Below are 24,231 nucleotides of genomic sequence, written 5' to 3' on the forward strand. Positions count from 1 at the left end.
GTGTGGCGCCGCAGTATTGCGTAATTGGATTTATCGCTAGTCTGGTTGACCAGTTGACTTGGCCAATCTCGACAGGCGGCGTTCATGGCGTATGAAGTGGAGGCACCTAAGTACGTCCGCCTCGCCCAGACGATCCAACGCCGCATCGAGGATGGCACGTACCCGCCGGGCACGCGGGTCCCCAGTGAGAATCAGCTGGTCCAATCCTTCGGGATGTCCCGCCCAACCGTTGTGCGCGCCCTTGAGCTGCTGAAACGGGACGGTTGGCTGGAGTCCCGGCAGGGGTACGGCACGATCGTGCGGGGGCGGCCGGCCGTCGTCGAGCAGAAAGACCGCCGCGGGCGCGAAGCGCTGGAGCGCGACGAGTCACGGACTCCAGGGCGTCTGGTTGTAGTTGAGCAAGTCCCGGTTCCGGCGCGCGTCGCTTCCGTACTCGGGCTGCCGAAGCGAGCCAAGGTTCTGATGCGTCGGTTCCTGGTCGAGGAGGACGGGGAGGCGGTCGAACTCGTCTCGTCGTACTTCCCCGCCGGCCTTGTCGAGGGCACCGAGCTCGGGAGCTCCGAACCGCTGGGTATCGGCGCCCGGGAACACCTGGAGGGTCGGAGAAAAGTCCGCTTCGACCACGTGACGGAGAGGGTCTCGGCTCGGCTGCCTGATGCAGGTGAAGCTGAGCTGCTCGGATTGCCTGACGGCATGCCTGTCCTCAGTGTCCTGGTCATCGCCCGCGATGCGTCCGGCCAAGCTTTGCAGGTCTCTGACGTGCTGCTTCCTGCCGATGGGCAGGAACTCGAAGACACGTATCGCTTGAACTGAGCTCGTTGCGGGGGCAGTTGAACTTCCTTCCCGCTTGACAAGTCAACTTGGCAACCCTAGCTTCGAACTTGCTAAGTCAACCTGTCAGGTGATGGGTTGATCGATCTCAGAAGGAGAACTCTCTGTGCGTGTGATCCGCGTTGACGCCTCGTCCGCCACGATCCTGCTGACCGAAGCTCCGGCGCCGAAGGTGCGTGACCGGCAGACCGGCGAGATCGCCAAGGACACCGTGAGCGGTGAGGCGCTGATGACCGTCGGCGTTGTCTTCATCGACGAGGGGGACTCGTCGCTCATCCAGGTCACCATTCCTGAGGGCGGTGTTACGGAGGGCCTGACCGTTGGCTCTCCGGTATCGCTGCCGGGCCTCATCGCCCGGCCGTGGGAGAGCGTGTTCAACGGCCAGCAGCGGCACGGGATCGCCTACCGCGCCACCGCGATTGCGCCGGGCGCCTTCCCGGTCGCTCAGGCGGGCTGATCGTTGTGGCGGACCTGATCACGGTGGCTGAGCTGGGCGGCTCGCTCGCTGCGATAGGCGGCGCGGCCTATGCCCGGCACGCTCACCCGGCGGCGTACTGGTCCACAGTCGGGCTGCCGGTTTCGGTGGCCCGGCTGTTGGCCTCGTACTCCTCGACCATGGACGCCTGCGGTCTGACCGTCGAACCGTCCCGGTTGCGGGTGTTGGCCATCAAGGCGACCAGTCGGCGGGAGATTCGTCCCGTCCCGCCCCGCCGGGGCATCATCCGACCCACCACAACCGGGCTGTGTGTCCGGCTCCGGCTGGCGCCGGGCCAGGAACCTGCTGACGTCGCCGCCTCGGCGGAACGGCTCCGCCACGCGTGGGGCGTGCACGGCGTGTACGTGAAAGACGTGAAGCCCGGCGTCGTCGAACTGCGGCTCATCGGTTTCGACGTCCTGCGCAAGGTCCGGATGCCCCGGCGGAGCGACGGCGGGTTCCTCAAGGTGCCGGTGGCGCTGCGGGAGGACGCTACGGCGTTCTTACGCGACTACCGCGCCGTACCGCATGAACTCGTCCTCGGCGCAACGCTGTCGGGCAAGTCCATGTACCTGCGCAACCTGATCGCTGGTCTCGCCCGACAGCCCGTCGCCCTGGTCGGCATCGACTGTAAGCGCGGTGTCGAGCTGGCGCCGTTCGCCTCCCGGTTCGCCGCGCTGGCGACCGATCCGGACGAGGCGTCAGAACTTCTGCCGGTCCTGGTGAAGGAAATGGAGGACCGATACGACCTGATCAAGGCGCGGCAGGGCATCGCCCCGGGCACGCCGGACGAGGAGATCACCTCCGACATCTGGGGCCTTCCCGACTACCAACGACCCGTTCCCATCGTGCTGTTCGTCGACGAGGTGGCAGAACTCTTCCTTGTCGCTACGCGCAAGGACGAGGAACGCCGGGATGAGATGGTCACCCACCTCATCCGGCTCGCCCAACTCGGCCGCGCCGCCGGCATCTACCTGGAGGTGTGCGGACAGCGCTTCGGCGCTGAACTCGGCAAGGGCGCGACCATGCTGCGCGCCCAGCTCACCGGCCGGGTCTGTCACCGCGTCAATGACGAAGCCTCGGCCAAGATGGCTCTGGGTGACATTGCGCCCGAAGCGGTCTACGCCTCTTGCGCCATCGCCGCCGAGCTGCCGGGCCTGGCCGTGGCCGGTGACACCTCCGGCGGCTGGTCCCGCATCCGCACCCCTTACCGGTCGCTGGCCGATGCTGCGGCCACCTGCCGAGACACGGCCCATCTCGCCCCGGACGTTCCTGCGCTCACGCCCTTCCGGCCGTACGTCCCGCCCGTAGCCCCCGCCACACCGGTACCTACGGTGCGCCTCGCCTCTGAGACAGCGGGGGACTGACGAATGCGCACCCATCGGATCCGGCTTGACCCCGTGCTGGTCCAAGCGGGCATCGCTGCCGCGCTGTCCTTCGCCCACCTGCACGACCTCGCTGCGGCGGCTGGGCAGGACGGGTGGAAGGCGTGGGCCTACCCGGTCAGCGTTGACCTGCTCCTCGTCGCGGCGTGGCGACGGCTGCGCTCCGGCATGGCGAAAGCCGCTGGATGGTGCTGGTTCGTTGTCGCGCTGACCGCGTCACTGGGTGCCCATCCGCCGACTTCAACGACGGCCAGGAGCTCACTGAACGAGCCGTAGCGGCCTACATCGCCAAGTACGCCACCAAGGGCGCCGAGACGGCGACGGGCACCCTCGACCGGCCGCTCAAGTTCCTGGCCGAGCTGGCCCAAGCACGCATCACCGACCACGCCCGACGCATGATCCGCGCCGCCTGGACGCTTGGCGCCCGCCCCGAGCTCGCCGAGCTCCGCCTTCGGGCCTGGGCGCACATGCTCGGCTTCCGCGGCCACTTCTCCACCAAGTCCCGCCGCTACTCGACCACTTTGGGCGCCCTTCGCGATGCCCGCGCCGAATGGCGCCGCGCACAAGCCGCTGCCGCCGTCGAGACCGAGGCACCGGAAACCACCCTCGTCCTCTCGCACTGGGCCTTCGCCGGAACCGGCCTCTCCCGCGCCGAAGCCTGGCTTGCCGCATCACTCGAACCCGCTCCCGGAACGGAAGGAGAACCCACCGCATGACCGACCGCTACCTGTCCGTGGACCAGGTCGCCGAGCTGCTCGGCACGACCGCCCGCTTTCCCCGACGACTGGTTGAGGAGCGGCGCATCCGCTACGTGAAGGTCGGCCGGCATGTCCGCATCCCCGAGAGCGCGGTCGAGGAGTTCATCGAATCCCGCACAGTCGAGCCGATCAGGCTCCGTCGCACCGGACTTCGGAGGGTTGCCTGATGGCCAACAAGAAGGGGAGACGTCGCCGCTTCGGCGCGGTGCGCCAGTACCGGTCCGGTCGCTGGACCGCGTCGTACCTCGGGCCCGACAACGAGCGCATCCGCGCGGACGAGACCTTCGAGACCAAGAAGGATGCGGAAGTCTGGCTGTCCCAGGTAGAGGCAGACCTCACCCGAGGGGACTGGCGTGCGCCCGACGCCGGAGAGGTCAACTTCCGTGTCTACGCGGAGAAGTGGGTCGAGGAACGGGAACTGGCCGTTCGCACCGAGGACCTGTACAAGCACCTCCTCCGGCTGTACATCCTCCCGACCTTCGGCCCGCTCGACCTGGACGAGATCACGGCTCCGCGCGTGCGTGAGTGGCGGGCGGAGCGGCTCCGCACCAGCAAAGCGAAGACGGCCGTCGCCAAGTCGTACCGCCTCCTCAAGGGCATCCTTGAGACGGCCGTCGACGACGACCTGATCACCCGCAACCCGTGCCGAATCAAGGGCGCGGGTAAAGAGTCAGCCGCCGAACGCCGTATCGCCACCGTCACCCAGGTCGACGCCCTCGCCAACGCGATCGGTATCCGCTGGCGCCTCATGGTCTATCTCGGCGCCTACGGCCCGATGCGGCCCGAGGAGCTGGCCGGCCTTCGCCGCCGGGACGTCGACCCCGACAACCTGGTGATCCGCGTCCGCGTCGCCGAGCCGGAGCGGACGAACGGCAAGCGCGCCCCCGGTGAGACCAAGTCCGACGCGGGCGTCCGGGCCGTCGTCCTCCCGGCCTTCCTCCACAAGGAGGTGAAGCAGCACCTCGCTTGGTTCGCAGAGAAGGGGGTCGACGGCCTGGTCTTCGTCGGCGAGAAGGGAGCTCCCTTCCGGCGCACCTCCTTCGGCCGGAAGTGGCGTCGGGCCCGTGCGGCCGTCGGCCTCCCGGACGGCTTCCGGTTCTACGACCTTCGTCACACCGGGCACACGCTCTCGACCCGTTCGGGCGCCACGCTCAAGGACACGATGGTTCGGGCGGGTCAGTCCTCTGAGAAGGCCGCGCTGATCTATCAGCACTCCGACGAGGAGCGGCAGCGCGACATCGCGGCGGGGCTCGACGACCTGGTCCGCGCTGAACGTGCGAAGCACCACAAGGACGACCGAGCGCACCACAAGGAGAAGCCCACTGGCAGCTAGCCCGGCTCTTATGGTGCGGTTGTGGTGCGCACCCTGCCCACCGGTCTAGACAACAAAGAACCCCCGGGTCAATGACCTGGGGGTTTCGCATGGAGCGGGTGACGAGAATCGAACTCGCGCTCTCAGCTTGGGAAGCTGATGTTCTACCATTAAACTACACCCGCGTAAGACGCTCGCTTCGGGAAGATTCGAGATCATCCGGGCGGTGTCCGATCGCCTGGTCACTGTACCCCATCACCGGCCCCCGGCGCTGACGCCGTGGGGCCTGAGTGCGTTTCAGGGGGTGGATCCTGGTGCGAGGGGCCGGAGTTGGGGCGTACCGTGGAGGGGTGGGAGAGGGTCCGCGAGGGGTCGGAGTGCCGCCTGGAGGGCCGTCCCTTTGATCCCGTAATGTGGCCTCTCGTCGTCCGGCAGGCAGCAGCCGGACGCGGCTCTTGGGGAAGGGACTCTAGGACTTGATGGAGCGCACCGTCGTCCGTTGTGCCGATGGGCACGTGTTCAGCACCGCTTCGTTCCCGATGCAGCAGGCCGAGCGCCTCGGCCCCGGCCGGCTCGTCCGGTGTCCCCGCTGTGCCCGGCTCCGCAGTGTGGTGCCGGTGCAGTTGGAGAAGCATTAGCGGAGCGGGAAGCGGGAGTGGAGCAGCACCCGCACCAGTAGGAACAGCAGTATCAGTCCTGGCGCGCGGACGGCGCGATTGTGGTCGTTCCGCGCGCCTTGCGTATCCTCGGGGCGTGCTTCTCTCAGACAAGGACATCCGGGCCGAGATCGATGCCGGGCGGGTACGGATCGATCCCTACGACCAGACCATGGTGCAGCCGTCCAGCATCGACGTACGGCTGGACCGGTACTTCCGGGTGTTCGAGAACCACCGGTACCCGCACATCGACCCCTCCGTCGAGCAGGCGGACCTCACGCGGCTCGTCGAGCCCGAGGGCGATGAGCCGTTCATCCTGCATCCCGGGGAGTTCGTTCTCGCCTCTACTTACGAGGTCATCTCGCTTCCCGACGATCTTGCCTCCCGGCTTGAGGGGAAGTCCTCCCTCGGGCGGCTCGGGCTCGTCACCCACTCCACCGCCGGGTTCATCGACCCTGGGTTCAGCGGGCACGTCACTCTTGAGCTGTCCAACCTCGCCACGCTCCCCATCAAGCTCTGGCCCGGCATGAAGATCGGCCAGCTGTGCATGTTCCGGCTCAGCTCGCCCGCCGAGTTCCCGTACGGCAGCGAGCGCTACGGCTCCCGGTACCAGGGGCAGCGCGGGCCCACCGCCTCCCGGTCCTTCCAGAACTTCCATCGGACCCAGGTGTGAGCGAAGGGATACGTGAGACGCCCGTGCGGGAGAATCTGACCTACGAGCGGTTCGGCGTCGCCGTCCGTGAGCTCGCTCAGACCATCGCCGACGACGGGTACGAGCCGGACATCGTGCTCAGCATCGCCCGGGGCGGAGTCTTCGTCGCCGGCGGGCTCGCCTACGCGCTCGACTGCAAGAACCTTCACCTGGTGAATGTGGAGTTCTATACGGGCGTGGGGACCACGTTGGAGATGCCCGTCATGCTCGCCCCCGTCCCCAACGCGATCGACTTCACCGACAAGAAGGTGCTGATCGCCGACGACGTTGCCGACACGGGCAAGACGCTGAAGCTCGTCCATGACTTCTGCCTCGACCATGTCGCCGAAGTCCGCTCCGCCGTGATCTATGAGAAGTCCCACTCCCTCGTGAAGTGCGAGTACGTGTGGAAGCGGACGGATGAGTGGATCAACTTCCCTTGGAGTGTTTTGCCTCCAGTGGGGAAGTCGGGCGCAGCGGCCAAGGAGAACAGGGAAGCGCTCTGATCTGCGCCTCAGGGCTTCGCTGAATCAGGCGAGACCGATACGGATGGCGGGCCGGGCTCGCCGGCATCCACCTCGCTGCCGAAGGGGAAGCCATGGCACTGGTCCGCAAGGGATCACGACGGATCGACGTCGACGGCACGGTCTACCGCTGGCGGCTGCGAGGCCGACCGACCTACTTCCAGGGCCTGGCCTGGGCACCGTGCACATTCGCGGTCGAGCATGCGGACACCCCGGGGATGACGCTCGTGGTCGCCACCGACCAGCCGCATCCGAGCAACTGGATCGGTCGCGAGGCTGAGCCCGTGCTGCCGTCCGGCGTTGCGGCAGCAGTGCGGCTTGCCCTGCGGGAGGGGTGGACTCCGACGGCTCCGGGCTCGGCGTTCCACCTCGACCAGTCCGCCGGCTTTACGCCCTCCCACTGATCCGGCCGAGTGCACCCCCGCCGGGCTTGACGTAGGCGCACAACCGGCTACTGGAGCTCCGGGCCATCCGCGGTGGCCCAGTCTCGGAACAGGCGCAGTACTTCCCCGAGGTTGAGCGGGCCGCAGGACGCCTGGAAGACGTCGTCGGACACCTTCGCCATCACCCAGTCGCAGTCGCTGCGCCGGAAGTCGGTGCGGGCGTAGGGCCGGCCGGCCAGGGACGTCTCTTCGAGGTCGATGTCGACTGTCCAGCCAGGGTTGTCGAGCGTCGCGATCCGAACGCCCCACTCGTGCTCCCAGTCACCGTCACACTGGGCTTCGTACCAGTGTTGGAGCCAGCTGAGTTCCCCGCCTATGTCCGACATGGCAACCAGGGCTCGGTCCCTCAGGCCAGTCGGTGCAGGAGGGAGTCACGCTGATCCTGCTCGACCTCGGCGAGCGTCAAGTCGGGGTCGCGCTGATGAGCGAGAGCGACCTCGGCCGGCGTCGGCTGCTCTTCCTTGAGCGGCCAGGCCTCGGGGCGCCAGATCTTCGACCGGACGAACGCCTTGGCGCAGTGGACGTATACCTCGTCGGCCCGCACGACCAGCGCAGTTTTCGGCGGCTTGCCGACCGGGGTCAGCCGCGCCAGCAGATCTTCATCGGCCGTGATCCAGGCCGCGCCGTTGACACGAAGCGTCGTGTCCCGGCCAGGGATGACGAAATTGAGCCCGGCGTGGCCGTTGGCCAGGATGTTGCGACAGCTGTCCAGCCGGTTGTTCCCCGTCGCGTCCGGAATCACTACGTGACGCTCGTCGAGGACCGTGACGAAACCGGGGGTGCCGCCCCGAGGGGCCACGTCACAGCGGCCATGGGCATCACTGGTGGCGACGAACACCACGGGCGAGACCGCGATGAGGCGGCGCGACATCTCGTCGATGTGGTCGAGTTCTTTGCGTACCGCCCGCTCTCCGGGGTCCGCGTACAACTCTCGGAGTTGCGCCTCACTGGTCAGAGCTCGGGGTATCCGGGTGTCATCCACTCTGGCGATCCTAGCCCTGTGGGTCGAAGCCCAGACAGTGAGAAAGGGCCCCGGCTGTGTGCCGGGGCCCTTGCGTTGCTGTGGGCTCAGAGCGTGGGTGCCCGGTGTCTCTAGAACGTGCCCAGCTTCACGATCGACAGCAGTGCGATCAGCTGGATCGCGCTCGCGCCCAGGGCCTTCGGCCACGGCAGGTCGTGGGACTTGGAGACCATCAGGGTGAGCAGGGCGCCGCCCGCCACCCACGTCGCCCAGCCGAGCATCTGGACGAAGGTCGCGTCGCCGCCCGCGAACGTGGCGAAGATCAGGCGGGGGGCGTCCGTGAGGGACATGATCAGCATCGAGAGGCCGACGGTGGGCTGCCAGGCGCCGTCGCCGCCGAGCTGGCGGGCCATGGTGTTGGTGACCACGCCCAGGACGAAGGACGACAGGACCATCGCGACGGCCGTCACGAGGACGATCGGGACCGCGTTGGAGAGGGTCGCGTTGATCGCGTCCTCACGGGCGGTGTCGAAGCCGAAGACGGCCAGGAGGCCGTAGAGGAACGTCACGATCAGGGCCGGGCCCCACATCGTGTAGTCCCGCATCTGCAGGAAGGTCTGGCCGGGGGAGAGGACGATCCCTCGCAGCAGGGGCTTCCAGTGCAGGCGGGGGCCGACCGGGGCCGCCGGGGCCGAGCCCGCCCGGTAGGTCCCGCCCTGGTTGTAGGGGTCCTCGCCGACCGCGAACGCCTGGGTGTGGCCCGGTTGGTTCGCCGCGTACGGGTCCGGGGCGCCGCCCTGGCCGTGCGGGTAGCCGCCGTCGCCGAAGTACTCCGGCTCGCCGTGACCCCCGTGGCCCCCGTAACCGCCTTGGCCGCCGCCCCCGTTGGCCTGCGGCCAGCCGCCTGCGCCGCCGCCCGAGCCGCCGTACGGCTGCTGGGGCGGCGGGGGATAGCCGTACGCCGGTCCCTGGGGCGCCTGCTGCCCGTACGGAGGTTGTTGGGGGCGCGTCTGCGGGGTGCCGTTGTTCCGGCTGCCCCGTCCGATCCTGAATCCAGCCACGTCTTCGAACGTACCTGGTCCCGGAGAATCGCGTGCCGGGCCCCGGCATTCGGGCCCGGCTTTGCGGCCGACCTGTGACATCCCTTAGGGGGCGCCGCGGTCCCGTTCTCCGTGGTCCGTCAGGGTTCGGCCGTACGGGCGGGGCCTTGACCCGTACGGCCGTGGGGAGCGGGCCGGTGAGTCAGCGCAGCATGACCTGGCCCAGCCGCAGATAGCCGGACGGCAGGCCCAGCGAGCCCGGGCCGAAGCTGATCGCCTTGCTGGTGGTCACGCCCGACGCCGCGCCGCGCAGGCTGTAGATCGCGCCCGCCGGGTGGTTCTCGCCGTCCGCGCCGACGGACAGGTCGGCCTTGCCGTCGCCGGTGAGGTCGGACAGGCGTACCGACGCGCCGAAGCGGTCGGCGGACTCGGCGGTGCCGGGGACGCCTGCGGTGTTCTGGGTGAAGGACTGGGCGCCGGTCGCGGTCAGGCCGGCGGCCGAGCCGCGCAGCACCGTGACGCTGCCGGCGATCTTGGCGGCGCCGATGGTCTCGTGGAGCGCGCCGACGGCCACCTCCGCCCTGCCGTCACCGTTGACGTCGGCGATCGAGAGGGCATTGCCGAAGAAGTCGCTCTCCTCGTCCGAGCCGGGGACGCCGGGGGTGTCCTGGGTGATCGTGGTCTGGGGCTGGGTGCGGACGCCGGACGCGCCGCCGAGGTAGGCGCTTACGGAGCCGCCGAGGCTGGTCCGGCCCTCGTCTCCGTACGTCGACGTGACCACGTCCGCGTAGCCGTCGCCGTTGAGGTCGCCGACCGCGGCGAGCTCGTAGGCGCCGTTCTTGATGAACGCCTGGCGGGTGAGGCCCGAGGCGGAGCCGAGGTAGACGAAGGTGCCGTTGTCGTACGTCTCCGCCTGGCTGCCGCTGACGACCAGGTCGGCGGCGCCGTCGCCGTTCAGGTCGCCCGCGGCCAGGCTCTGGGCGCCGTAGATGCTGTTGCCCGTGCTGTACAGCTCGGTGGCGAGCTTGTAGCGGGAGGCGGCGCCGGAAGCCTTGAGGAAGCCGCCCTTGTGGATCCAGATGTCGCTGCCGGTGCTGCCGACGGCGAGGTCGGCCTTGCCGTCCCCGCTGAAGTCGCCGACGGTCAGGGACATGCCGTACTCGTTGTGGTCCGCGGGAGCGGCGTCGGGGACGACCTGGCCGCCGGACAGGCCGCTCTTGGCACCCCAGACGATCACGACGGCGCCGGCTTCGGCGTTCTCGCCCGTGGCGGCGACGACGAGGTCGGCGTACCCGTCCCGGTTCAGGTCGCCGGAGGTGAGGGACCGGCCGAACTCGTCGTCCTGCTCGGCGGTGCCGGGGATGCCGGCCGTGTTCTGGGTGATGACGGTGCGGCGGGCGGCGCTGATGCCGTTCGCGGAGCCGTAGTTGACGACGACCGCGCCCGCGTCGGTCTTGCCGCCGACCGGGGTGTACGGGGCGGCGGTGGCGAGGTCGCGGTAGCCGTCGCCGTTGAAGTCGTCGGCGTACTTGGCGGGGGCCGCGGCGGCCGGGGCGGCGCTGAGCAGCGGGGCGGCCGTCAGGGTGGCGGCGACGGTGGCCGTGGCGAGGGCCAGGGAGTGGAGGCGGGTGCGGTTCCGGTGGGGCCGGAGCATGGCGGGTTCTCCTGGAGTGGGGTGGATGGTCGGAGAGCGGGCGGGTCAGCCCGCCAGGACGTCGCCGAAGTACGTGAGGCCCGACGGGCCGCCCACCGTCGTGCTGCTGAAGGACTTCGCGCCGGTGGCGGTGATGCCGGAGGAGCTGCCGCGCAGGGTCCAGACGGAGCTCGCGCCGTCGTTCTCGCCGCGGGCGCCGGAGACCAGCTCCGCGCGGCCGTCCTTGCTGACGTCGGTGAGCAGCACGGAGTGGCCGAAGTAGTCGTACGACTCGGCGGTGCCCGGCACGCCGCTGGTGTCCTGGGAGAAGGCCTTGGAACCGGTGCCGGTCAGGCCGGAGGCGGAGCCGCGCAGGATCACGACCGAACCGGCGTCCGTCTTCCCGCCCAGGTCCTCGTTGGCGACGCCGACCGCGATGTCGGTGTAGCCGTCGCCGTTGGTGTCACCGGCGTCCAGGCTCCAGCCGAAGGCGTCGTTGCGCTCGGACGCGCCCGGCACGCCCGCGCTGTCCTGGGTGAACCGGACCGGGGTGCGGGTGCTCAGGCCGCTCGCGGCGCCGTACGTCACGGTCACCGCGCCGCCGGAGCCGCCGTTCGGCTCGTCCGTCGACTTCTCCATGAAGTTGCCGGTGACGATGTCGCCGTAGCCGTCCTTGTTCACGTCCGCGATGACCGCCGCGTAGCCGCCCGCGACCTTGCTGCCGGGCGTGAGGCCGAGCGCCGAGCCCTTGTAGAGAACGCTGCGGGTGCGGTTGCCGCCGCTGATCTCCTCCTGGCCCATCACCAGCAGGTCCGACTTGCCGTCGCCGGTGACGTCGCCCGCGACGATCTGGTCGGTGCTGATGCCGGTCTCCGCGGAGGTGTCGATGCCGCCGAGTTCCTCTGCCCTGCCGGTGCGGGGGATGGGGCCCTCGAAGACGTTCAGTCCCGGGGAGGCGATGTTCGCCGCCGCGAGGTCGGTGTCGCCGTCGCCGTCGAAGTCGCCGGTGGCCACGGACCAGCCCAGCTCGCTGCGGTACTCGGGGAGCGTGGAGATGTCGGTGCCGGACTTGATCCCGGTCGCCCCGCCCCACAGCACCGTCAGGACCCCGGTGTCGTCGGTCGAGCCGATCTGCTCGGCGTGCACGCCGACGACGATGTCGGTGTAGCCGTCGCCGTCCAGGTCGCCGGTGGTGGCACGGTCGCCGAAGTAGTCGCCGCTCTCCGGGACGCCCGGGATCCCGGCGGTGTCCTGGCTGATGACCTGCCGGTTGCCGGTGTTGAGGCCGCTCGCGCTGCCGTAGACGACGGCGACATAGCCGGCGTTGCTCTTGCCGGCGACCTTGGCGAGGGGCGCGGTGATCACGGCGTCGCGGTAGCCGTCGCCGTTGATGTCGCCGGCCAGCCCGGAGGGCGCGGCGGAGGCGCTGGTGGCCGGGAGGGCGGTCAGCAGGCCCGTGGTGAGCGTCGCCGCGAGCAGGAGAGTGCGCTTGCGCAAGGTGAAGTCCCTTTCGGAATAAAGGAGTTCAGGAGTTCAGAGGCTCAGGAGGTCAGGAGGTCAGGAGTTGAGGGCCGTGCCGTAGCCGGGGGTGCCCGCCGTGGAGACGCCCGTCGTTCCCGGACCGAAGCTCGTCGCCCCGCCCGTCGTCACGCCGCTCGGCGCACCCCGCAGGGACCACACCGCGCCGTCGCCGTTCTCGCCGGTCGCGGACACGGTGAGTTCGGCGCGGCGGTCGCCGGAGTGGTCGGTGAGCAGGACGCGGGTGCCGAAGCGGTCGTTCGGCTCGGAGGCGCCGGGCACGCCCGCGGTGTTCTGCGTGAAGGACTGGACGCCGGTCGTCCGCAGGCCGGCCGCCGAGCCGTACAGCACGGTCACCGAGCCGGCCCCGGAGTTCTCGCCGGGCGCGCCGACGGCCAGGTCGGCGTAGCCGTCGCCGTTGACGTCACCGAGGGAGACCCCGGTGCCGAAGCGGTCGCCGGACTCGGACGCGCCGGGGACGCCGGCCGTGTCCTGGGTGAGGACCAGGGGCGTACGGGAGGAGTCCAGGCCCGCCGAGCCGCCGTAGACGACCGTGACCTTGCCGCCCTTGGCGCCGGCCGGGTCGGCGGACGGCTCGCGCTCGTTGCCGATCGCGATGTCCGCGTAGCCGTCCTTGTCGATGTCGCCGATCGCGGAGACGTAGCCGGCGGGCAACTCCTGCATCCAGTCGGTGTAGTTGCCGATGCGCGGTTCGGTCACCAGGTGGGTGATCGCCTCGCCCGTGCCCGCCTTGCGTCCGTGCACGACCAGGTTGGTGTCCCATGCGGCCGTGACCGGTCCGACGGCCAGGGACGTGATGCCGTACGTCTGCGCATACGGGTCGGGGAAGCCGGAGCCGGAACCGCCCTGGAAGGAACTGGTCCTGGTGAAGGGGCCGTTGACGAAGCAGAGCGTGATCGGCCCGTTGGAGCCGACCACGATGTCCAGGTCGCCGTCGGCCTCGACGTCGCCCGCCGCCAGCGACTGGCCGTAGCGGTCCACGTCGGTGCTGAACGGGTTCGGCACCGAACGCGCCCCGGACAGACCGGACTTGGCGCCCCAGATGACGACGGCCGAGCCGTCGTTGGTGTCCCCGTTGACGTCCTCGCCGGGCGCGCCGATCAGCAGGTCCGCGTACCCGTCGGTGTTGAGGTCGGCGGAGGCGACCGCGGTCCCGAAGGCGTCGTCGGCCTCGGCGGCGCCGGGGACGCCGGCCGTGTTCTGGGTGAGGAGGGTGCGCGTGGCGGTGTTCAGCCCACTGGAGCCGCCGTACACCACCGACACGGCACCTGCCTTCGCCTTGCCGGACACCGTGGCGCCGGGCGCGCCGATCGCGAGGTCGATACGTCCGTCGCCGTTGAAGTCGTACGGCTTGGCGGGCGTGGCGGCGTGGGCGGCCGGGGCGGAGAGGGTGAGCGCGAGGGGGGTCAGGGCCGCCGCGAGGAGGGCGGCGGACATGCGCTTCCCCAGGAACATTCGCTTGCTCAGGAAGTGGTACGTCACTGGGCGATCACCGAGCCGAAGTTGTTGCCGACCTTGAGGGCGGCCGCGGTCAGGCCCTGGGCGCCGGACGTGGTCAGGCCGGCGGACGAGCCGCGCAGGGTCCAGACGCCGCCCGCGCCGTTCTCGCCGTCGACGCCGATGGTGAGATCGGCCTTGCCGTCCTTGGTGATGTCCGTCAGGTCGACCGCGGAGCCGAAGCGGTCCCAGGACTCGGCGGTGCCGGGCACGCCCGCGGTGTTCTGCGTGTACGACTTCGAGCCCGAGGTCTTCAGACCGGAGGCCGAGCCGAACAGCACGGTCACCGAGCCCGCCTCCGTCGCCGCGCCGATGTCCTCGCCGGGGGCGGCGACGGCGACGTCGGCGAACCCGTCGCCGTTGATGTCGCCGGTGCTCACATACGTGCCGAAGGCGTCGTCGCTCTCCCCGGAGCCGGGCACGTTCGTGCTGTCCTGGTGGACGACCGTCGGCTGCTGTGCGGGATCGGGGCCGTTCGGGCCGCCGTACCAGACGGTGATCTGGCCGCCCTTGTGGCCGCCGGGCTTGTCGGCGTTCGGGTCCGAGGAGTCGCCGAGGACGAGGTCGCCGTAGCCGTCGCCGTTGATGTCGGCGATGGAACCGCCGAGGCCGTCCGCGTTCGGCAGCGCGGTGAACTTGTAGCCCCCGCCGGTCCAGCGGTAGTAGCGGATGTCGCCGCCGGAGTCGCCGTCCACGCCGAACGGGTACACGCGCTCGGCCGCGCCGTCGCCGGTCAGGTCGCCCGCGAGCACGTCGTAGGTGGAGCCGAGTTCGCCGACGCCGTAGTGGCTGAGCGGGCCGCCGGTGCGGGTGAACGGGCCCAGGTACAGGCGGGTGTGGCTCTGTCCGGTGAGCGTGACGTCCATGTCGCCGTCGCCGTCGAAGTCACCGGTCGCGGCGCCGTGCGAGAAGCCACCCCACTCGGAGAGCGTGGACGGCTGCGGCAGGCCCTTGCCCCCGGACAGGCCGGAGTTGGAGCCCCACAGGACGGTGCCGGAGCCGATGCCGTCGCGGTCGCCGATGCTCTCGCCGGAGGAGCCGACGACGAGGTCGGAGTAGCCGTCGCGGTCGAGGTCGGCGGCGGCGAGGGAGGACCCGAAGACGTCGCCCGTCTCGGCGGTGCCGGGCACGCCCGGGGAGTTCTGCGTGATCACGGCCTTGCGGGTCGCGGACACACCGGACGACGAGCCGTACAGCACGACGACGGCGCCGGCGCAGGACGCGGAGCCGACGTCCGTGCACAGGGCGCTCACGGCGACATCGCGGTAGCCGTCGCCGTTGAAGTCACCGGCCAGGCCGGAGGGGGCCGCCGAGGCGCTCGTCGCCGGGAGCGCGGTGAGCAGGCCGGTGGTGAGGGTGGCGGCGAGGAGGAGGGGGCGCTTGCGCAAGGTGGGTGCTCCTGGGAGGAGGGGGCGCGTCCGATGCCCGGTGGGGGCGAGCCCGGGGTGCTCCGTGTGTCAGGAGGCCGGGCCCGTGAAAGGAAGGGCCCGGCCGGTCGGTCGTACGGTGGCTACGGTCGCTCAGTCGGCGAAGTTGGCGCCGAACCACGGCGTGCCCGTGGTCGAGACGCCGGACGTGCTCGGCGCGATCGAACGGGAGCCGGTGGCGGTGATCTTCGAGCCGTTGGACGGCAGGTACGTGACCCCGCCGTTGGCGGCGTTCTCGGCGGAGCCGGCGATCAGGTCGGCCTTGCCGTCGCCCGTGACGTCGTCGAGCTTCAGGTCGATGCCGAACATGTCGTCGTCCTCGTCGTTGCCGGGGACGCCCGCGGTGGACTGCGCGAAGGACTGCGCGCCCGAGGCGGTGTTCAGACCGCTCGCACCGCCGTACAGGACGGTGACGGCGCCGGTGTTCGCGGCGCTGCCGATGTTCTCGCCGGCGACGCCGATGGCGAGGTCGAGGAAACCGTCGCCGTTGATGTCGCCGAGGTCGAGCTCGTAGCCGAACCAGTCGTTGGTCTCGGAGGCACCGGGGACGTTTCCGGTGTCCTGGGTGATGCCGGTGGCCGAGCCCGGGCCGTCCACCGTGCCGTACGTCACCCAGACCTTGCCGCCCTTGGCGGAGTTCGGGACGGTGGTGCCGTCCTCGGTGGTGGCGTTCCACTGGGCGCCGCTGACGATGTCGCCGAAGCCGTCGCCGTTGATGTCGCCGATCGCGGTGATCACGCCGGGCTTGAGGGTCCGGATGTTGCCCACGGCGAGGCCGCTGGAGGCGCCGGGGATGTAGGAGTTCTCGTTCCAGCCGTAGTCGGTCTGGTACTCGTAGCCGTCGACGACCAGGTCGGTGCGGTTGTCGCCGTTGACGTCACCGGCGCTCAGGTTCAGCGGGCCGCCCGCGTCCGTGCCCATGATCGGGGGCTTGATGGTGTAGCGGCCGCCCGGGATGCCGGAGGCGGCGAAGCCGCCCTTGAAGACGTAGAGGGTGGCGTTGTTGCTGCCGACGGCCAGGTCGGCCTTGCCGTCGCCGTCGAAGTCGCCGGCGGCGAGGTTCTTGCCCCAGCGGTCGTGCGCGGTCGGGGCCGGGTCGGCGATCGTGACGCCCTCGCCGGTGATGCCGGAGGCCGAGCCCCACAGGATGGCCAGGCCACCGCCGTCGACGTCGCTGCCGACGTCCTCGCCCTGGGCGCCCACGGCGATGTCGTCGTAGCCGTCGTCGTTGAAGTCGGCGAAGGCGGTGTCGTAGCCGAAGCGGTCGCCGGCCTCGGCGGTGCCGGGGGCGCCGGTGGTGTTCTGGCTGATGGTGTGGCGCTTGGCGGACGAGACGCCGGTGGCGGTGCCGTACAGGACGACGAGCTGACCGGCCTCCTTCTTGCCGCTCACGTAGGCGCCGTCGGCGGAGAAGGCCACGTCGCCGATGCCGTCGCCGTTGAAGTCGGCGCGCGGGACGTGCGTGGAGTCGGCGGCGGTCGCCGTCGAGGCGGCGAAGGTGAGCAGACCGCCGGTCAGCGCGGCCGCGGTGGCCGTCGCGAGGGCGAGTCGCAGGTGGTGCTTTTGCATGCGGGTTCTCCTGCTGCATGCGGGGATGCCTGGCGGGGCATCCGCAGTTGGTGGGGTGCGACCGTGGGTGTTCTCCGGGCGTTGTCCTCGGGTTCACCATGCGGTCGGCGATCAGGAGACCTGCGATGGGGCGGAAGGGTTGTACGTGAGTTCGGTAATTCTTTGAGGCGGCGGTGGCTATCTGACATTGGTGGCGACTTCGGCGTTTACGTCCTCCACACCGAAGCCGCCACCGCCTGCCGGGGAGCCGGTCGGCGCTAGCTTCCGCGGCCGGTCGTGGAGCCGAAGCCCAGCCAGGTGTGCCGGTTGCCCCACCAGCACCAGCCGACCTTCGGCGCGTTACGCCGCTCGCGGCCGTCACGCCCCGTGCCGTTGCTGATCCAGATCGCCGGGGTACGGGCGTCCAGGGTGCCGTTGGCCTTGCGCAGCCGGGAGCCGATCGTCATGAAGCAGCGGTTGCGCTCCAGGGCCGCCGGCTGCTGGAGCACCCAGTGGATGCCTTCGCTGAGCACGAGCGGCGTCCGGCCCTCCTTGGTGAGCGCGGGCAGCGCCTCCTCCGGGCTCCAGTTGGCCATGTGGTCGCCGCGGTCGAGGCCGGTGACGAGATAGAGGGGCGCGTCGGGAAGTTCGACGGATTCGGGGGCGAAGTCATCGACGTCGGGCATGTCGACGACGACGAAGCCGGGCTTGTCGTCACGGCGGAGCAGCGGGGTGAGGGCGGAGGCGGGGACGCGGTCCGGGTGGACGGCGAGCAGGGCGCCGCCGTCACCGCCCCCGGCCGCCTTCTCGGCGAAGGCGCGCATCTCATCGGCGGGTATCCCCGCGAGGTCGTGCACCCCGAGCGCGATCAGGCGGTCCGCCTGGGCGGCGAGCGGGGGAAGAGGGGACAGGGCGGCGTTCGAGGCCGTGTCGGTCAAGGGACTCCTCGGATTCAGGTGAGGGCGGGTGGCCTGGGGGCCAACGATGGGGGCCAACGAGGTGTGCGCGCGGAACGTTCCCGACCGCTTGGACGCGGCCTGGTCCAGCCCACCGTGTGCGCGGCATCGGGCGGTCCGTCAGCCGATCAGCCCCGCCCCGAAGCCGCCGTACGTCCGCGGCTGTCCCAGGCTCCCCGGACCGAAGGTGCGTGCGCCCGTGGTCGTGATGCCCGTCGCCGAACCCGGCAGAGCCGTGATCGCCCCGACGCCTTCGTCCTCGAAGCCGGCCGTCACCGTGAAGTCGGCGTGGCCGTCGGCGTTGACGTCCGAGAGCACGGCGTCGGAGCCGAAGTAGTCCGTGGCCTCGCCCGTGCCCGGGACGCCCGCGGTGTTCTGGGTGAAGGTACGTGCGCCGGTGCGGGACACCCCGGAGGACGAGCCGTTCATGACGATCGTCGCGCCCGCGTCCTCGGTCGTGCCGAGGTCCTCGAAGACGACACCGATCGCGAGCTCGCCGTGCCCGTCACCGTTGGTGTCGGCGATGGAGACGGCGCTGCCGAAGCCGTCGTTCGCCTCGTCGGCGCCCGGAACTCCCGTGGAGTCCTGGGTGAGTTCGGCCATGGGGGCGTCGCCGTTGACGGGGCCGCCCTCCGAGCCGCGGATGACGACCACCTTGCCGCCGAGGCTGCCGCTGTGGTCGTCCTCCGTCTTGAAGACGTTGCCGAGGGCGATCTCGTCGTAGCCGTCGCCGTCGATGTCGCCCAGGGCGATCGAGGTGCCGCCGTTGAGGATGCGCGGGGTGGCGGTGTCGGGACCCGAGGCCGAGCCCAGGTATGCCACGCCCTTGGACCAGCTGCCCGACGGGTCCGTCGTCCGGTCGGTGCGGTAGGTCAGGACCAGGTCGGCCCTGCCATCGGCGTTGGTGTCGCCCGCGTCCATGGCGTCGATGGCGTACGCCTGCTCGGGGACGTCGATGCGCCGGGCCGGACCCGTCGTCCCGTCGGCCTTGAAGCCGCCCTTGATGACATAAGCGTGTGACGCGCCGGTGCCGACCGCCAGGTCCGCCTTGCCGTCGCCGTCGAAGTCGCCGGCGGTCAGGAGCTTGCCCCACTCGCCGTGCGCGGCGGGCGCGGGGTCGGCGACCTCAGTGCCTTTGGCGAGGCCGTTCGCCGAGCCCCACAGGATCGTGACCGAGCCCTCGCCGCCGTCCTCGCCGGCCGCGCCCACCGCGAGGTCGGTGTAGCCGTCGGCGTTGAGGTCGGCCACGGCGAGCGCGGAGCCGAAGGTGTCCTCGCTCTCCACGGTGCCGGGGACGCCCGCGGTGTCCTGGTTCACGACGGTGCGCCGGGCCGGGTCGATGCCGTTCGCGCCGCCGTACAGCACGGCCACGTATCCGGCGAAGCCCTTGTCGCCGAGCTTCACGTACGGGGCGGCCAGGGCGACGTCGCCGTAGCCGTCACCATTGAAGTCCGCCTCGTACGGGCGGTCTTCGGCTGCGGCGGTCGCCGGTGGGGCCGCGAAGGTGAGCAGACCGCCGGTCAGGGCGGCGGCGGTGGCCGTCGCGAGTGCGAGTCGTGCCGGGCGGGGGTGCTGCTGGGGCATGAGGTCTCTCCTGCGGGGAGCTGATCATCCGGTGATCAGGAGACCGCTGGGGCCCCGGCAGGGTTGTACGTGTGTTCGGCAACAGCCGCCGTGGGGCTGCTACTTGACCAAAAACTCCGAGCTGGAGAACGTCACCGACGGCTCCGCCGCCACCAGCCCCTTCTTCGTCCCCGGGTACACCGCCACCGTGTCCTTCGTCTCGCCGACGTACGTGCGCACCACCAGGTCCGCCCGGCCGTCCCCGTCGAAGTCGCCGGTCGACACGACACGGGTGGTGCCCTGTGCGGGCGGCTGTACGGTCACCATCCCCGCCGTCGCGAGTCCCGCCGTACGGCCGTGGAAGATCCGCAACTGCGAGCCGCTGGAGAGGAGTTCGCTCAGGCCGTCGCCGTCGAAGTCGGCCGCGTCGAGCGTGGAGCCGGGGGACTGGAGAGTTCCGCGGCCGGCCGCCGCGGTGAGGTCGTAGCGCAGGGACGTTCCGCCCATCGTGCCGATCGCCGCGTCCAGGGCCGCCCTGCCCTTGCCGAACGTGCCCAGAGCCACGTCGATGCCGGCGGGGAGGGCGGCTCCGGTGCGGGTCGGACCGGCCGGGCCGCCGAGGACGACCGCCGAAGTGCCCTTGCCCTCCGCCGTACGGACCACCAGGTCGTCGTATCCGTCGCCGTTGACGTCGGCCGCCGGGCCCGTGGGGACGTTGCCGGGCGACTGGATGGGGGCGCCCGCCTTGCGCGGGGTGCCCTTGCGGCTGAACGGGCCGTGCAGGAAGCTCAGTTGGCCGCCGGAGGCGTGCACGACCAGGTCCTGCGCGTCGTCGCCGTCGAAGTCGCCGCACACCGGCTGGTCGGGCCAGTCGTTGCCGACGCGGGCGCCGTCCGGGATCGCGAGCTTGACGGCGTTGCCGGTGAGGCCCTGCGGGGAGCCGAAGAGGAGCTGGAGCGGCACCGGGGGCTGTCCCTGGCCGTCGTAGGGCGGGTCGGTGGACACGACCAGGTCCGTGAAGCCGTCGCTGTCCAGGTCGCAGGTCGCCTCCGCGTCGAAGACGGCCGGGCGCCGGCCCTTGGTGGGGGCAGCCTGCCGCTCGGGGCTGAGCAACTGTCGTGCGCCCGGAGTGAGTCCGCGTTCGCTGCCGTAGACGACGCCGATGCCCGCGTCGTCCGCGTGGGCCTGCGCCTTGACCAGGTCGTTGAGGACGAGGTCGCGGTGGCCGTCGCCGTTGAAGTCGTCGGCCGTCTTGCTGCCCTTGCCCTGGGGTACGGGGAGCATGGCGGGGGCGTCGGCCACCTGGAGGGGGGTGGGGCGGGCCGGCTCCGCGTCGTCGTGCCGGTTCGGGCCGCAGGCCGTGACCGCGAGGGTGAGGACGCCGAGGATTCCGAGGACGCCGGTCGTGGCCGCCGTACTCTTCCCGCTCCCTCTCCCACTCCCGCTTCTTCGCGCGCGCACCGCTCACCTCGTCAGCATCAGGGCAACCAAGGGCAACCAAGGGCAACCAAAGGCAACAACTGAGCAATGATGCACGTGTTCGAGAGGGGGTGACAGGGCTGTGCACGGACTGTGCGGCGGCGCCGGGGACATCGGCCGGGATCAGCCGCGCAGGAACCATCCCATTTGGTTTCAATCGATACCGTATCGAATGGCCGAACGGCGCTAATCTGGCCGCATGACCGCCGATGATCCCTCCGGAACCACCGCCTCTCCGCCTCCCGGAACCACCGCCCCGCGAGCGACCGACCGCCCCGGTGACGGATCGCCCTTCGCGCTGGGCCTGCTGCTGCGCCGGGCGCACTGGCGGGCGCAGACGGTGATGACGGAGGCGCTGCGGCCGCTCGGCATCGAGCTGCGGCACTTCTCGGTGCTGATCGTGCTGGTCAACAGCGGACCCACGGTGCAGCGCGACCTCGCGGCGGCGACGGGGACGGACAAGGCGGGCGTCATGCGGGTCGTGGACGACCTGGAACGCAAGGGGTTGGCCGTACGCAAGGCCGTGCCGGGGGACCGGCGGGTGAAGGCGGTGGAGATCACGCCGCAGGGCGTCCAGCTGTTCGACGCGGCGCATGTGGCGGCGAAGCCGTCGGCCGAGCGCCTGGTCGCCGAGCTGGGAGCCGGCGAGACGGAGCAACTGACGGATCTGCTGACGCGGTTCGCGCATCCGGGAGGGGATGAGGGCTCCGGCTGAGCGCCGACTGACCTCGGGCGACGGCCGCCGAGCGGGAAGCCGTGTGACGTCCGGAGGGGGCTGGCGTCACACGGCGTTCCGCTCGGCGGCAGGCGAGCCGTCACCCGGCTTCCCGCTCGCGAGCCGTCGGACGGTCACGCCGCGAGGCGCTCCGCCAGTTCCTTGGCCTTGACGGCGGCGTCCTCGAACGCCCGCTTGCGGGAGGCCTCGTAGAGCGGGACCAGCTCGGACATCGCCGGGTTGCGCGGAGCCATCGTGAGCTCCGGGACGATGAAGTCGAGGTCCAGGCCGAGGGTGTCCCGGAGCACGGCCTCCAGATAATTCCGCACGAACTCGAAGCCCTCGCGCGGCGTGCCCGGCGCGTACGAGCCGCCGCGGCTGGCGACGACGATGACCGGGGTGCCCTTGGCCGAGGGGTTCGGGCCGGCGGTGCGGCCGAGCAGGAGGACGTTGTCCAGCCAGGCCTTGAGGGTCGACGGGATCGAGAAGTTGTGCATCGGGGCGCCGATCAGGACGGCGTCGGCCTGCTCCAGCTCCGCCATGAGCCGCTCGCGCCCGGCGAACGCCGCGGACTGCTCCGGCGTGCGCTCGGACGGGGCGACGTAACCGGCGGTCCAGGCGGCGGCGGTGATGTGCGGGACGGGGTCGGCGGCGAGGTCGCGGTACACCACCGTGCCCTCCGGGTGCTGCTCCTCCCAGGCCTCGCGGAAGGCGGCCGCGACCGAACGGGACGAGGACGCCTCGCCCGGGAGCACGGACGAGTCGATGTGCAGCAGCGTGGCCATGGGCTTTCTCCAAGGGGCCGAGCCCCGGGGCCGAACCGAACCAGGGGCTGATGTCTTGTTCTCGCCCATACTTTAACTCGCGATCGTCTCGAATGATACCGTCGCAGTCGCAACGAAGAGGAGCGCGCTGAGCAAACCGAGCTGAGCAAACCGAGCGCGAGCGCGCTGTGCGAACGGGAGGCAGTCGACCTTGGACGTCTACGAAGCGGTCACGAGCCGACGGGCGGTACGCGGCTTCACCGACCGGCACGTTCCGAAGGAGGTGCTGGAGCGTGTCGTCGCCGCCGCGGCCTGGGCGCCGTCCGCCTCGAACCTCCAGCCGTGGCGTGCCTACGTGGTGACCGGCAGGCCGCTGGCCGAGCTGAAGAAGTGTGCCGGCGAGCGCCTGGCCTCCGGCGACGCCTGGGACGAGCCCGAGTACGAGCAGTACCCGCCCGACCTGAAGTCCCCGTACCGCGAGCGCCGGTCCGCCTTCGGTGAGCAGCGCTACGGCGCGCTGGGCATCCCGCGCGAGGACCTGGAGGCGCGCCGGCGGGCCGCCTCCGCGAACTGGGACTGCTTCGGCGCGCCCGCCGCGCTGTTCTGCTACATCGACCGCGACATGGGGCCCGCCCAGTGGTCCGACGTCGGCATGTATCTGCAGACCGTCATGCTGCTGCTGCGCGCCGAGGGGCTGCACAGCTGCGCGCAGATGGCGTGGGCGAAGTACCGCAGGTCCGTCGCGCAGGTGCTGTCACCGCCGGACGGGCTGATCCTCTTCTGCGGCATGTCGATCGGGTTCGAGGATGCCGACGTCGCGGGTGCCGCCCGCACCGGGCGGGCGCCGCTGGAGGAGACGGTGACGTTCGTCGACGGTTGCGGGGCGTCGGCCGGGCCGATGAATTCCTGACGACGACTGCATGGAGGTCAGGTGTTGATCGGAGGCGCGATGGATGGATCTCCGCTGGTCGGCGGGGTTTCGCGGTCATCGTCGGGGCGGTGACCCGATGTGATCGCACGACTCCGGGTGCAACCACCCACAAACTCCGCGAGTCACCTGTGGTTGTCGTATCCACCTGTTTCTCACGGAGGTTGTGCCATGTTCGCTCGCCCCGCCCGCCGCAAGGCCTTAATCGCCACCTCGACCCTGACCCTGGCCCTCGGTACGGCCCTGACCACCTCGATCGCCCTGCCCGGCGTGGCCGGTGCCGCGGCGCCGTCGGCCAGGGTGGAGCAGGGTGCCGGCGGCCACTCGATCGTCTACATAGCGGCCGAGGGCCAGACCAACAAGCTGAGCGTCACCGCGACGAAGAGCGAAGGCCTGGCGCGGATCACCTACGTCCTCGACGACGTGGTCCCGCTCGAGATCGCCCCGACGGCAACGGAGTGCAGCTACCCGGTCAGCGCGGACCGCACCAAGGTCTCGTGCACGGTGACCACCCTGGAGTCCCAGGACCCGTACGCCACGCTGTACCTGAACCTGGAGGACGGCAACGACAGCGTCGCCTTTGACAACGCCACCGACCAGGCCTACTACCACGCCTCGATCGACCTGGGCGCCGGCAAGGACAAGTACACCCACACCGGCAGTGTCGACGGAAACCGGCTCAACGGCGGAACGGGTGACGACAACATCACGGCGGGCGGCGCGGGCGTGGTCTTCGGCGAGGACGGCAACGACACGATCCACGCCGGTGAGTCGTCCGTCGTGTTCGGTCATGGCGGCGTCGACACGATCTACGTCAACGGCGACGAGGCCGCCGCGGACGGCGGCGTGGGCAACGACGTCATCCACGGCGGAGCGAGCCGGCAGCACCTGACCGGCGGAGACGGCAACGACACGGTGCGCGGCGGCACCGGCAGCGACTACCTGTACGGCAGCCCGGGCAACGACATCCTGTACGGCAACAGCGGCGACGACACGATCTACGGCAACAGCGGCAACGACAAGCTGTACGGCGGCCCGGGCCGCGACACCCTGTCGGGCGGGCCGGGCACGGACGTAGAGCGCCAGGACTGACACCTCCCGCACCC

The 24,231-nt window shown here is 70.5% G+C and carries 23 protein-coding genes, 1 tRNA gene and 2 pseudogenes; 13 read left to right on the forward strand and 13 right to left on the reverse strand.

Annotation, left to right across the window (positions count from 1 at the left end):
- Positions 1-84: 84 nt before the first annotated feature.
- From OG254_RS26615 to OG254_RS26645, 7 genes and pseudogenes are all read left to right on the forward strand, one after another.
- Positions 85-813 carry a GntR family transcriptional regulator gene (locus OG254_RS26615; protein ID WP_405586330.1) on the forward strand — a complete coding sequence of 243 codons (729 nt, stop codon included), beginning with the start codon at positions 85-87 and terminating at the stop codon, positions 811-813.
- A gap of 124 nt (positions 814-937) precedes the next feature.
- Positions 938-1,288 (forward strand): hypothetical protein, encoded by a 351-nt coding sequence (locus OG254_RS26620; RefSeq protein WP_405586332.1) that lies wholly within the window; start codon positions 938-940, stop codon positions 1,286-1,288.
- Between the two features lie 5 nt (positions 1,289-1,293).
- Positions 1,294-2,673 (forward strand): FtsK/SpoIIIE domain-containing protein, encoded by a 1,380-nt coding sequence (locus OG254_RS26625; protein ID WP_405586335.1) that lies wholly within the window; start codon positions 1,294-1,296, stop codon positions 2,671-2,673.
- A 3-nt stretch (positions 2,674-2,676) separates the two neighbouring features.
- Positions 2,677-2,934, forward strand: a pseudogene (locus tag OG254_RS26630) (DUF2637 domain-containing protein); the annotation flags it as partial.
- Positions 2,922-3,407, forward strand: a pseudogene (locus tag OG254_RS26635) (replication initiator); the annotation flags it as partial. The pseudogenes OG254_RS26630 and OG254_RS26635, both read left to right, overlap by 13 nt.
- Positions 3,404-3,616, forward strand: coding sequence for an excisionase family DNA-binding protein (locus OG254_RS26640; protein WP_405586338.1), 213 nt, complete (start codon positions 3,404-3,406; stop codon positions 3,614-3,616). The pseudogene OG254_RS26635 and the gene OG254_RS26640, both read left to right, overlap by 4 nt.
- Positions 3,616-4,782 carry a tyrosine-type recombinase/integrase gene (locus OG254_RS26645; protein ID WP_405586339.1) on the forward strand — a complete coding sequence of 389 codons (1,167 nt, stop codon included), beginning with the start codon at positions 3,616-3,618 and terminating at the stop codon, positions 4,780-4,782. Before OG254_RS26640 ends, OG254_RS26645 begins: the two co-directional genes overlap by 1 nt.
- Positions 4,783-4,872: 90 nt before the next feature.
- Here the strand turns inward: OG254_RS26645 and OG254_RS26650 are convergent.
- Positions 4,873-4,946: transfer RNA gene (locus OG254_RS26650), tRNA-Gly, on the reverse strand.
- Positions 4,947-5,514: 568 nt separating this feature from the next.
- On the opposite strand from OG254_RS26650, the gene dcd reads away from it, so the two are divergent.
- The 3 genes from dcd to OG254_RS26665 all read left to right on the forward strand — a co-directional run bounded on the left by dcd (position 5,515) and on the right by OG254_RS26665 (position 7,036).
- On the forward strand, positions 5,515-6,090 hold the full coding sequence (dcd, locus tag OG254_RS26655; protein ID WP_147994749.1) for a dCTP deaminase: 576 nt from the start codon (positions 5,515-5,517) through the stop codon (positions 6,088-6,090).
- 23 nt (positions 6,091-6,113) lie between these two features.
- On the forward strand, positions 6,114-6,614 hold the full coding sequence (locus tag OG254_RS26660) for a phosphoribosyltransferase (RefSeq protein WP_405586342.1): 501 nt from the start codon (positions 6,114-6,116) through the stop codon (positions 6,612-6,614).
- A 92-nt stretch (positions 6,615-6,706) separates the two neighbouring features.
- Positions 6,707-7,036, forward strand: coding sequence for a hypothetical protein (locus OG254_RS26665; protein ID WP_405586345.1), 330 nt, complete (start codon positions 6,707-6,709; stop codon positions 7,034-7,036).
- 47 nt (positions 7,037-7,083) lie between these two features.
- Here OG254_RS26665 and OG254_RS26670 read toward each other — a convergent pair whose 3' ends face one another.
- From OG254_RS26670 to OG254_RS26720, 11 genes are all read right to left on the reverse strand, one after another.
- On the reverse strand, positions 7,084-7,401 hold the full coding sequence (locus tag OG254_RS26670) for an immunity 53 family protein (RefSeq protein WP_405586348.1): 318 nt from the start codon (positions 7,399-7,401) through the stop codon (positions 7,084-7,086).
- 20 nt (positions 7,402-7,421) lie between these two features.
- Positions 7,422-8,057 (reverse strand): MSMEG_1061 family FMN-dependent PPOX-type flavoprotein, encoded by a 636-nt coding sequence (locus tag OG254_RS26675; protein WP_405586351.1) that lies wholly within the window; start codon positions 8,055-8,057, stop codon positions 7,422-7,424.
- 110 nt (positions 8,058-8,167) lie between these two features.
- Positions 8,168-9,178, reverse strand: coding sequence for a Yip1 family protein (locus tag OG254_RS26680; RefSeq protein ID WP_405586354.1), 1,011 nt, complete (start codon positions 9,176-9,178; stop codon positions 8,168-8,170).
- A gap of 100 nt (positions 9,179-9,278) precedes the next feature.
- Positions 9,279-10,730, reverse strand: coding sequence for an FG-GAP and VCBS repeat-containing protein (locus tag OG254_RS26685; RefSeq protein WP_405586357.1), 1,452 nt, complete (start codon positions 10,728-10,730; stop codon positions 9,279-9,281).
- 45 nt (positions 10,731-10,775) lie between these two features.
- A complete protein-coding gene (locus OG254_RS26690) occupies positions 10,776-12,206 on the reverse strand; it encodes an FG-GAP and VCBS repeat-containing protein (RefSeq protein WP_405586360.1) in 1,431 nt (476 codons plus the stop codon).
- Between the two features lie 60 nt (positions 12,207-12,266).
- Positions 12,267-13,685 (reverse strand): hypothetical protein, encoded by a 1,419-nt coding sequence (locus tag OG254_RS26695; RefSeq protein ID WP_405586362.1) that lies wholly within the window; start codon positions 13,683-13,685, stop codon positions 12,267-12,269.
- Between the two features lie 41 nt (positions 13,686-13,726).
- A complete protein-coding gene (locus OG254_RS26700) occupies positions 13,727-15,133 on the reverse strand; it encodes an FG-GAP repeat protein (protein WP_405586365.1) in 1,407 nt (468 codons plus the stop codon).
- A gap of 132 nt (positions 15,134-15,265) precedes the next feature.
- Complete coding sequence (locus OG254_RS26705; protein WP_351190636.1) at positions 15,266-16,741, reverse strand: FG-GAP and VCBS repeat-containing protein; 1,476 nt, start codon at positions 16,739-16,741, stop codon at positions 15,266-15,268.
- A 257-nt stretch (positions 16,742-16,998) separates the two neighbouring features.
- The gene (locus OG254_RS26710) at positions 16,999-17,658 is read right to left on the reverse strand and encodes a DUF5701 family protein (RefSeq protein WP_405586368.1); all 660 of its coding nucleotides are present in this window, start codon (positions 17,656-17,658) and stop codon (positions 16,999-17,001) included.
- Positions 17,659-17,796: 138 nt separating this feature from the next.
- Complete coding sequence (locus OG254_RS26715) at positions 17,797-19,260, reverse strand: FG-GAP repeat domain-containing protein (RefSeq protein WP_405586371.1); 1,464 nt, start codon at positions 19,258-19,260, stop codon at positions 17,797-17,799.
- 99 nt (positions 19,261-19,359) lie between these two features.
- A complete protein-coding gene (locus OG254_RS26720; protein WP_405586374.1) occupies positions 19,360-20,700 on the reverse strand; it encodes an FG-GAP repeat domain-containing protein in 1,341 nt (446 codons plus the stop codon).
- Positions 20,701-20,917: 217 nt separating this feature from the next.
- On the opposite strand from OG254_RS26720, the gene OG254_RS26725 reads away from it, so the two are divergent.
- The gene (locus tag OG254_RS26725) at positions 20,918-21,433 is read left to right on the forward strand and encodes a MarR family winged helix-turn-helix transcriptional regulator (protein WP_405586376.1); all 516 of its coding nucleotides are present in this window, start codon (positions 20,918-20,920) and stop codon (positions 21,431-21,433) included.
- 134 nt (positions 21,434-21,567) lie between these two features.
- Here the strand turns inward: OG254_RS26725 and OG254_RS26730 are convergent, their stop codons facing one another.
- The gene (locus tag OG254_RS26730) at positions 21,568-22,218 is read right to left on the reverse strand and encodes an FMN-dependent NADH-azoreductase (RefSeq protein WP_405586379.1); all 651 of its coding nucleotides are present in this window, start codon (positions 22,216-22,218) and stop codon (positions 21,568-21,570) included.
- Positions 22,219-22,408: 190 nt separating this feature from the next.
- Between OG254_RS26730 and OG254_RS26735 the strand changes: the two genes are divergently transcribed.
- Together OG254_RS26735 and OG254_RS26740 are read left to right on the forward strand one after the other, a co-directional pair.
- Entirely contained in the window at positions 22,409-23,107 is a 699-nt protein-coding gene (locus OG254_RS26735) for a nitroreductase (RefSeq protein ID WP_405586382.1), read from the forward strand.
- 189 nt (positions 23,108-23,296) lie between these two features.
- A complete protein-coding gene (locus tag OG254_RS26740) occupies positions 23,297-24,217 on the forward strand; it encodes a calcium-binding protein (RefSeq protein ID WP_405586384.1) in 921 nt (306 codons plus the stop codon).
- Positions 24,218-24,231 lie beyond the last annotated feature (14 nt).

This window comes from Streptomyces sp. NBC_01092 (assembly GCF_045039535.1).
GTDB lineage: Bacteria > Actinomycetota > Actinomycetes > Streptomycetales > Streptomycetaceae > Streptomyces.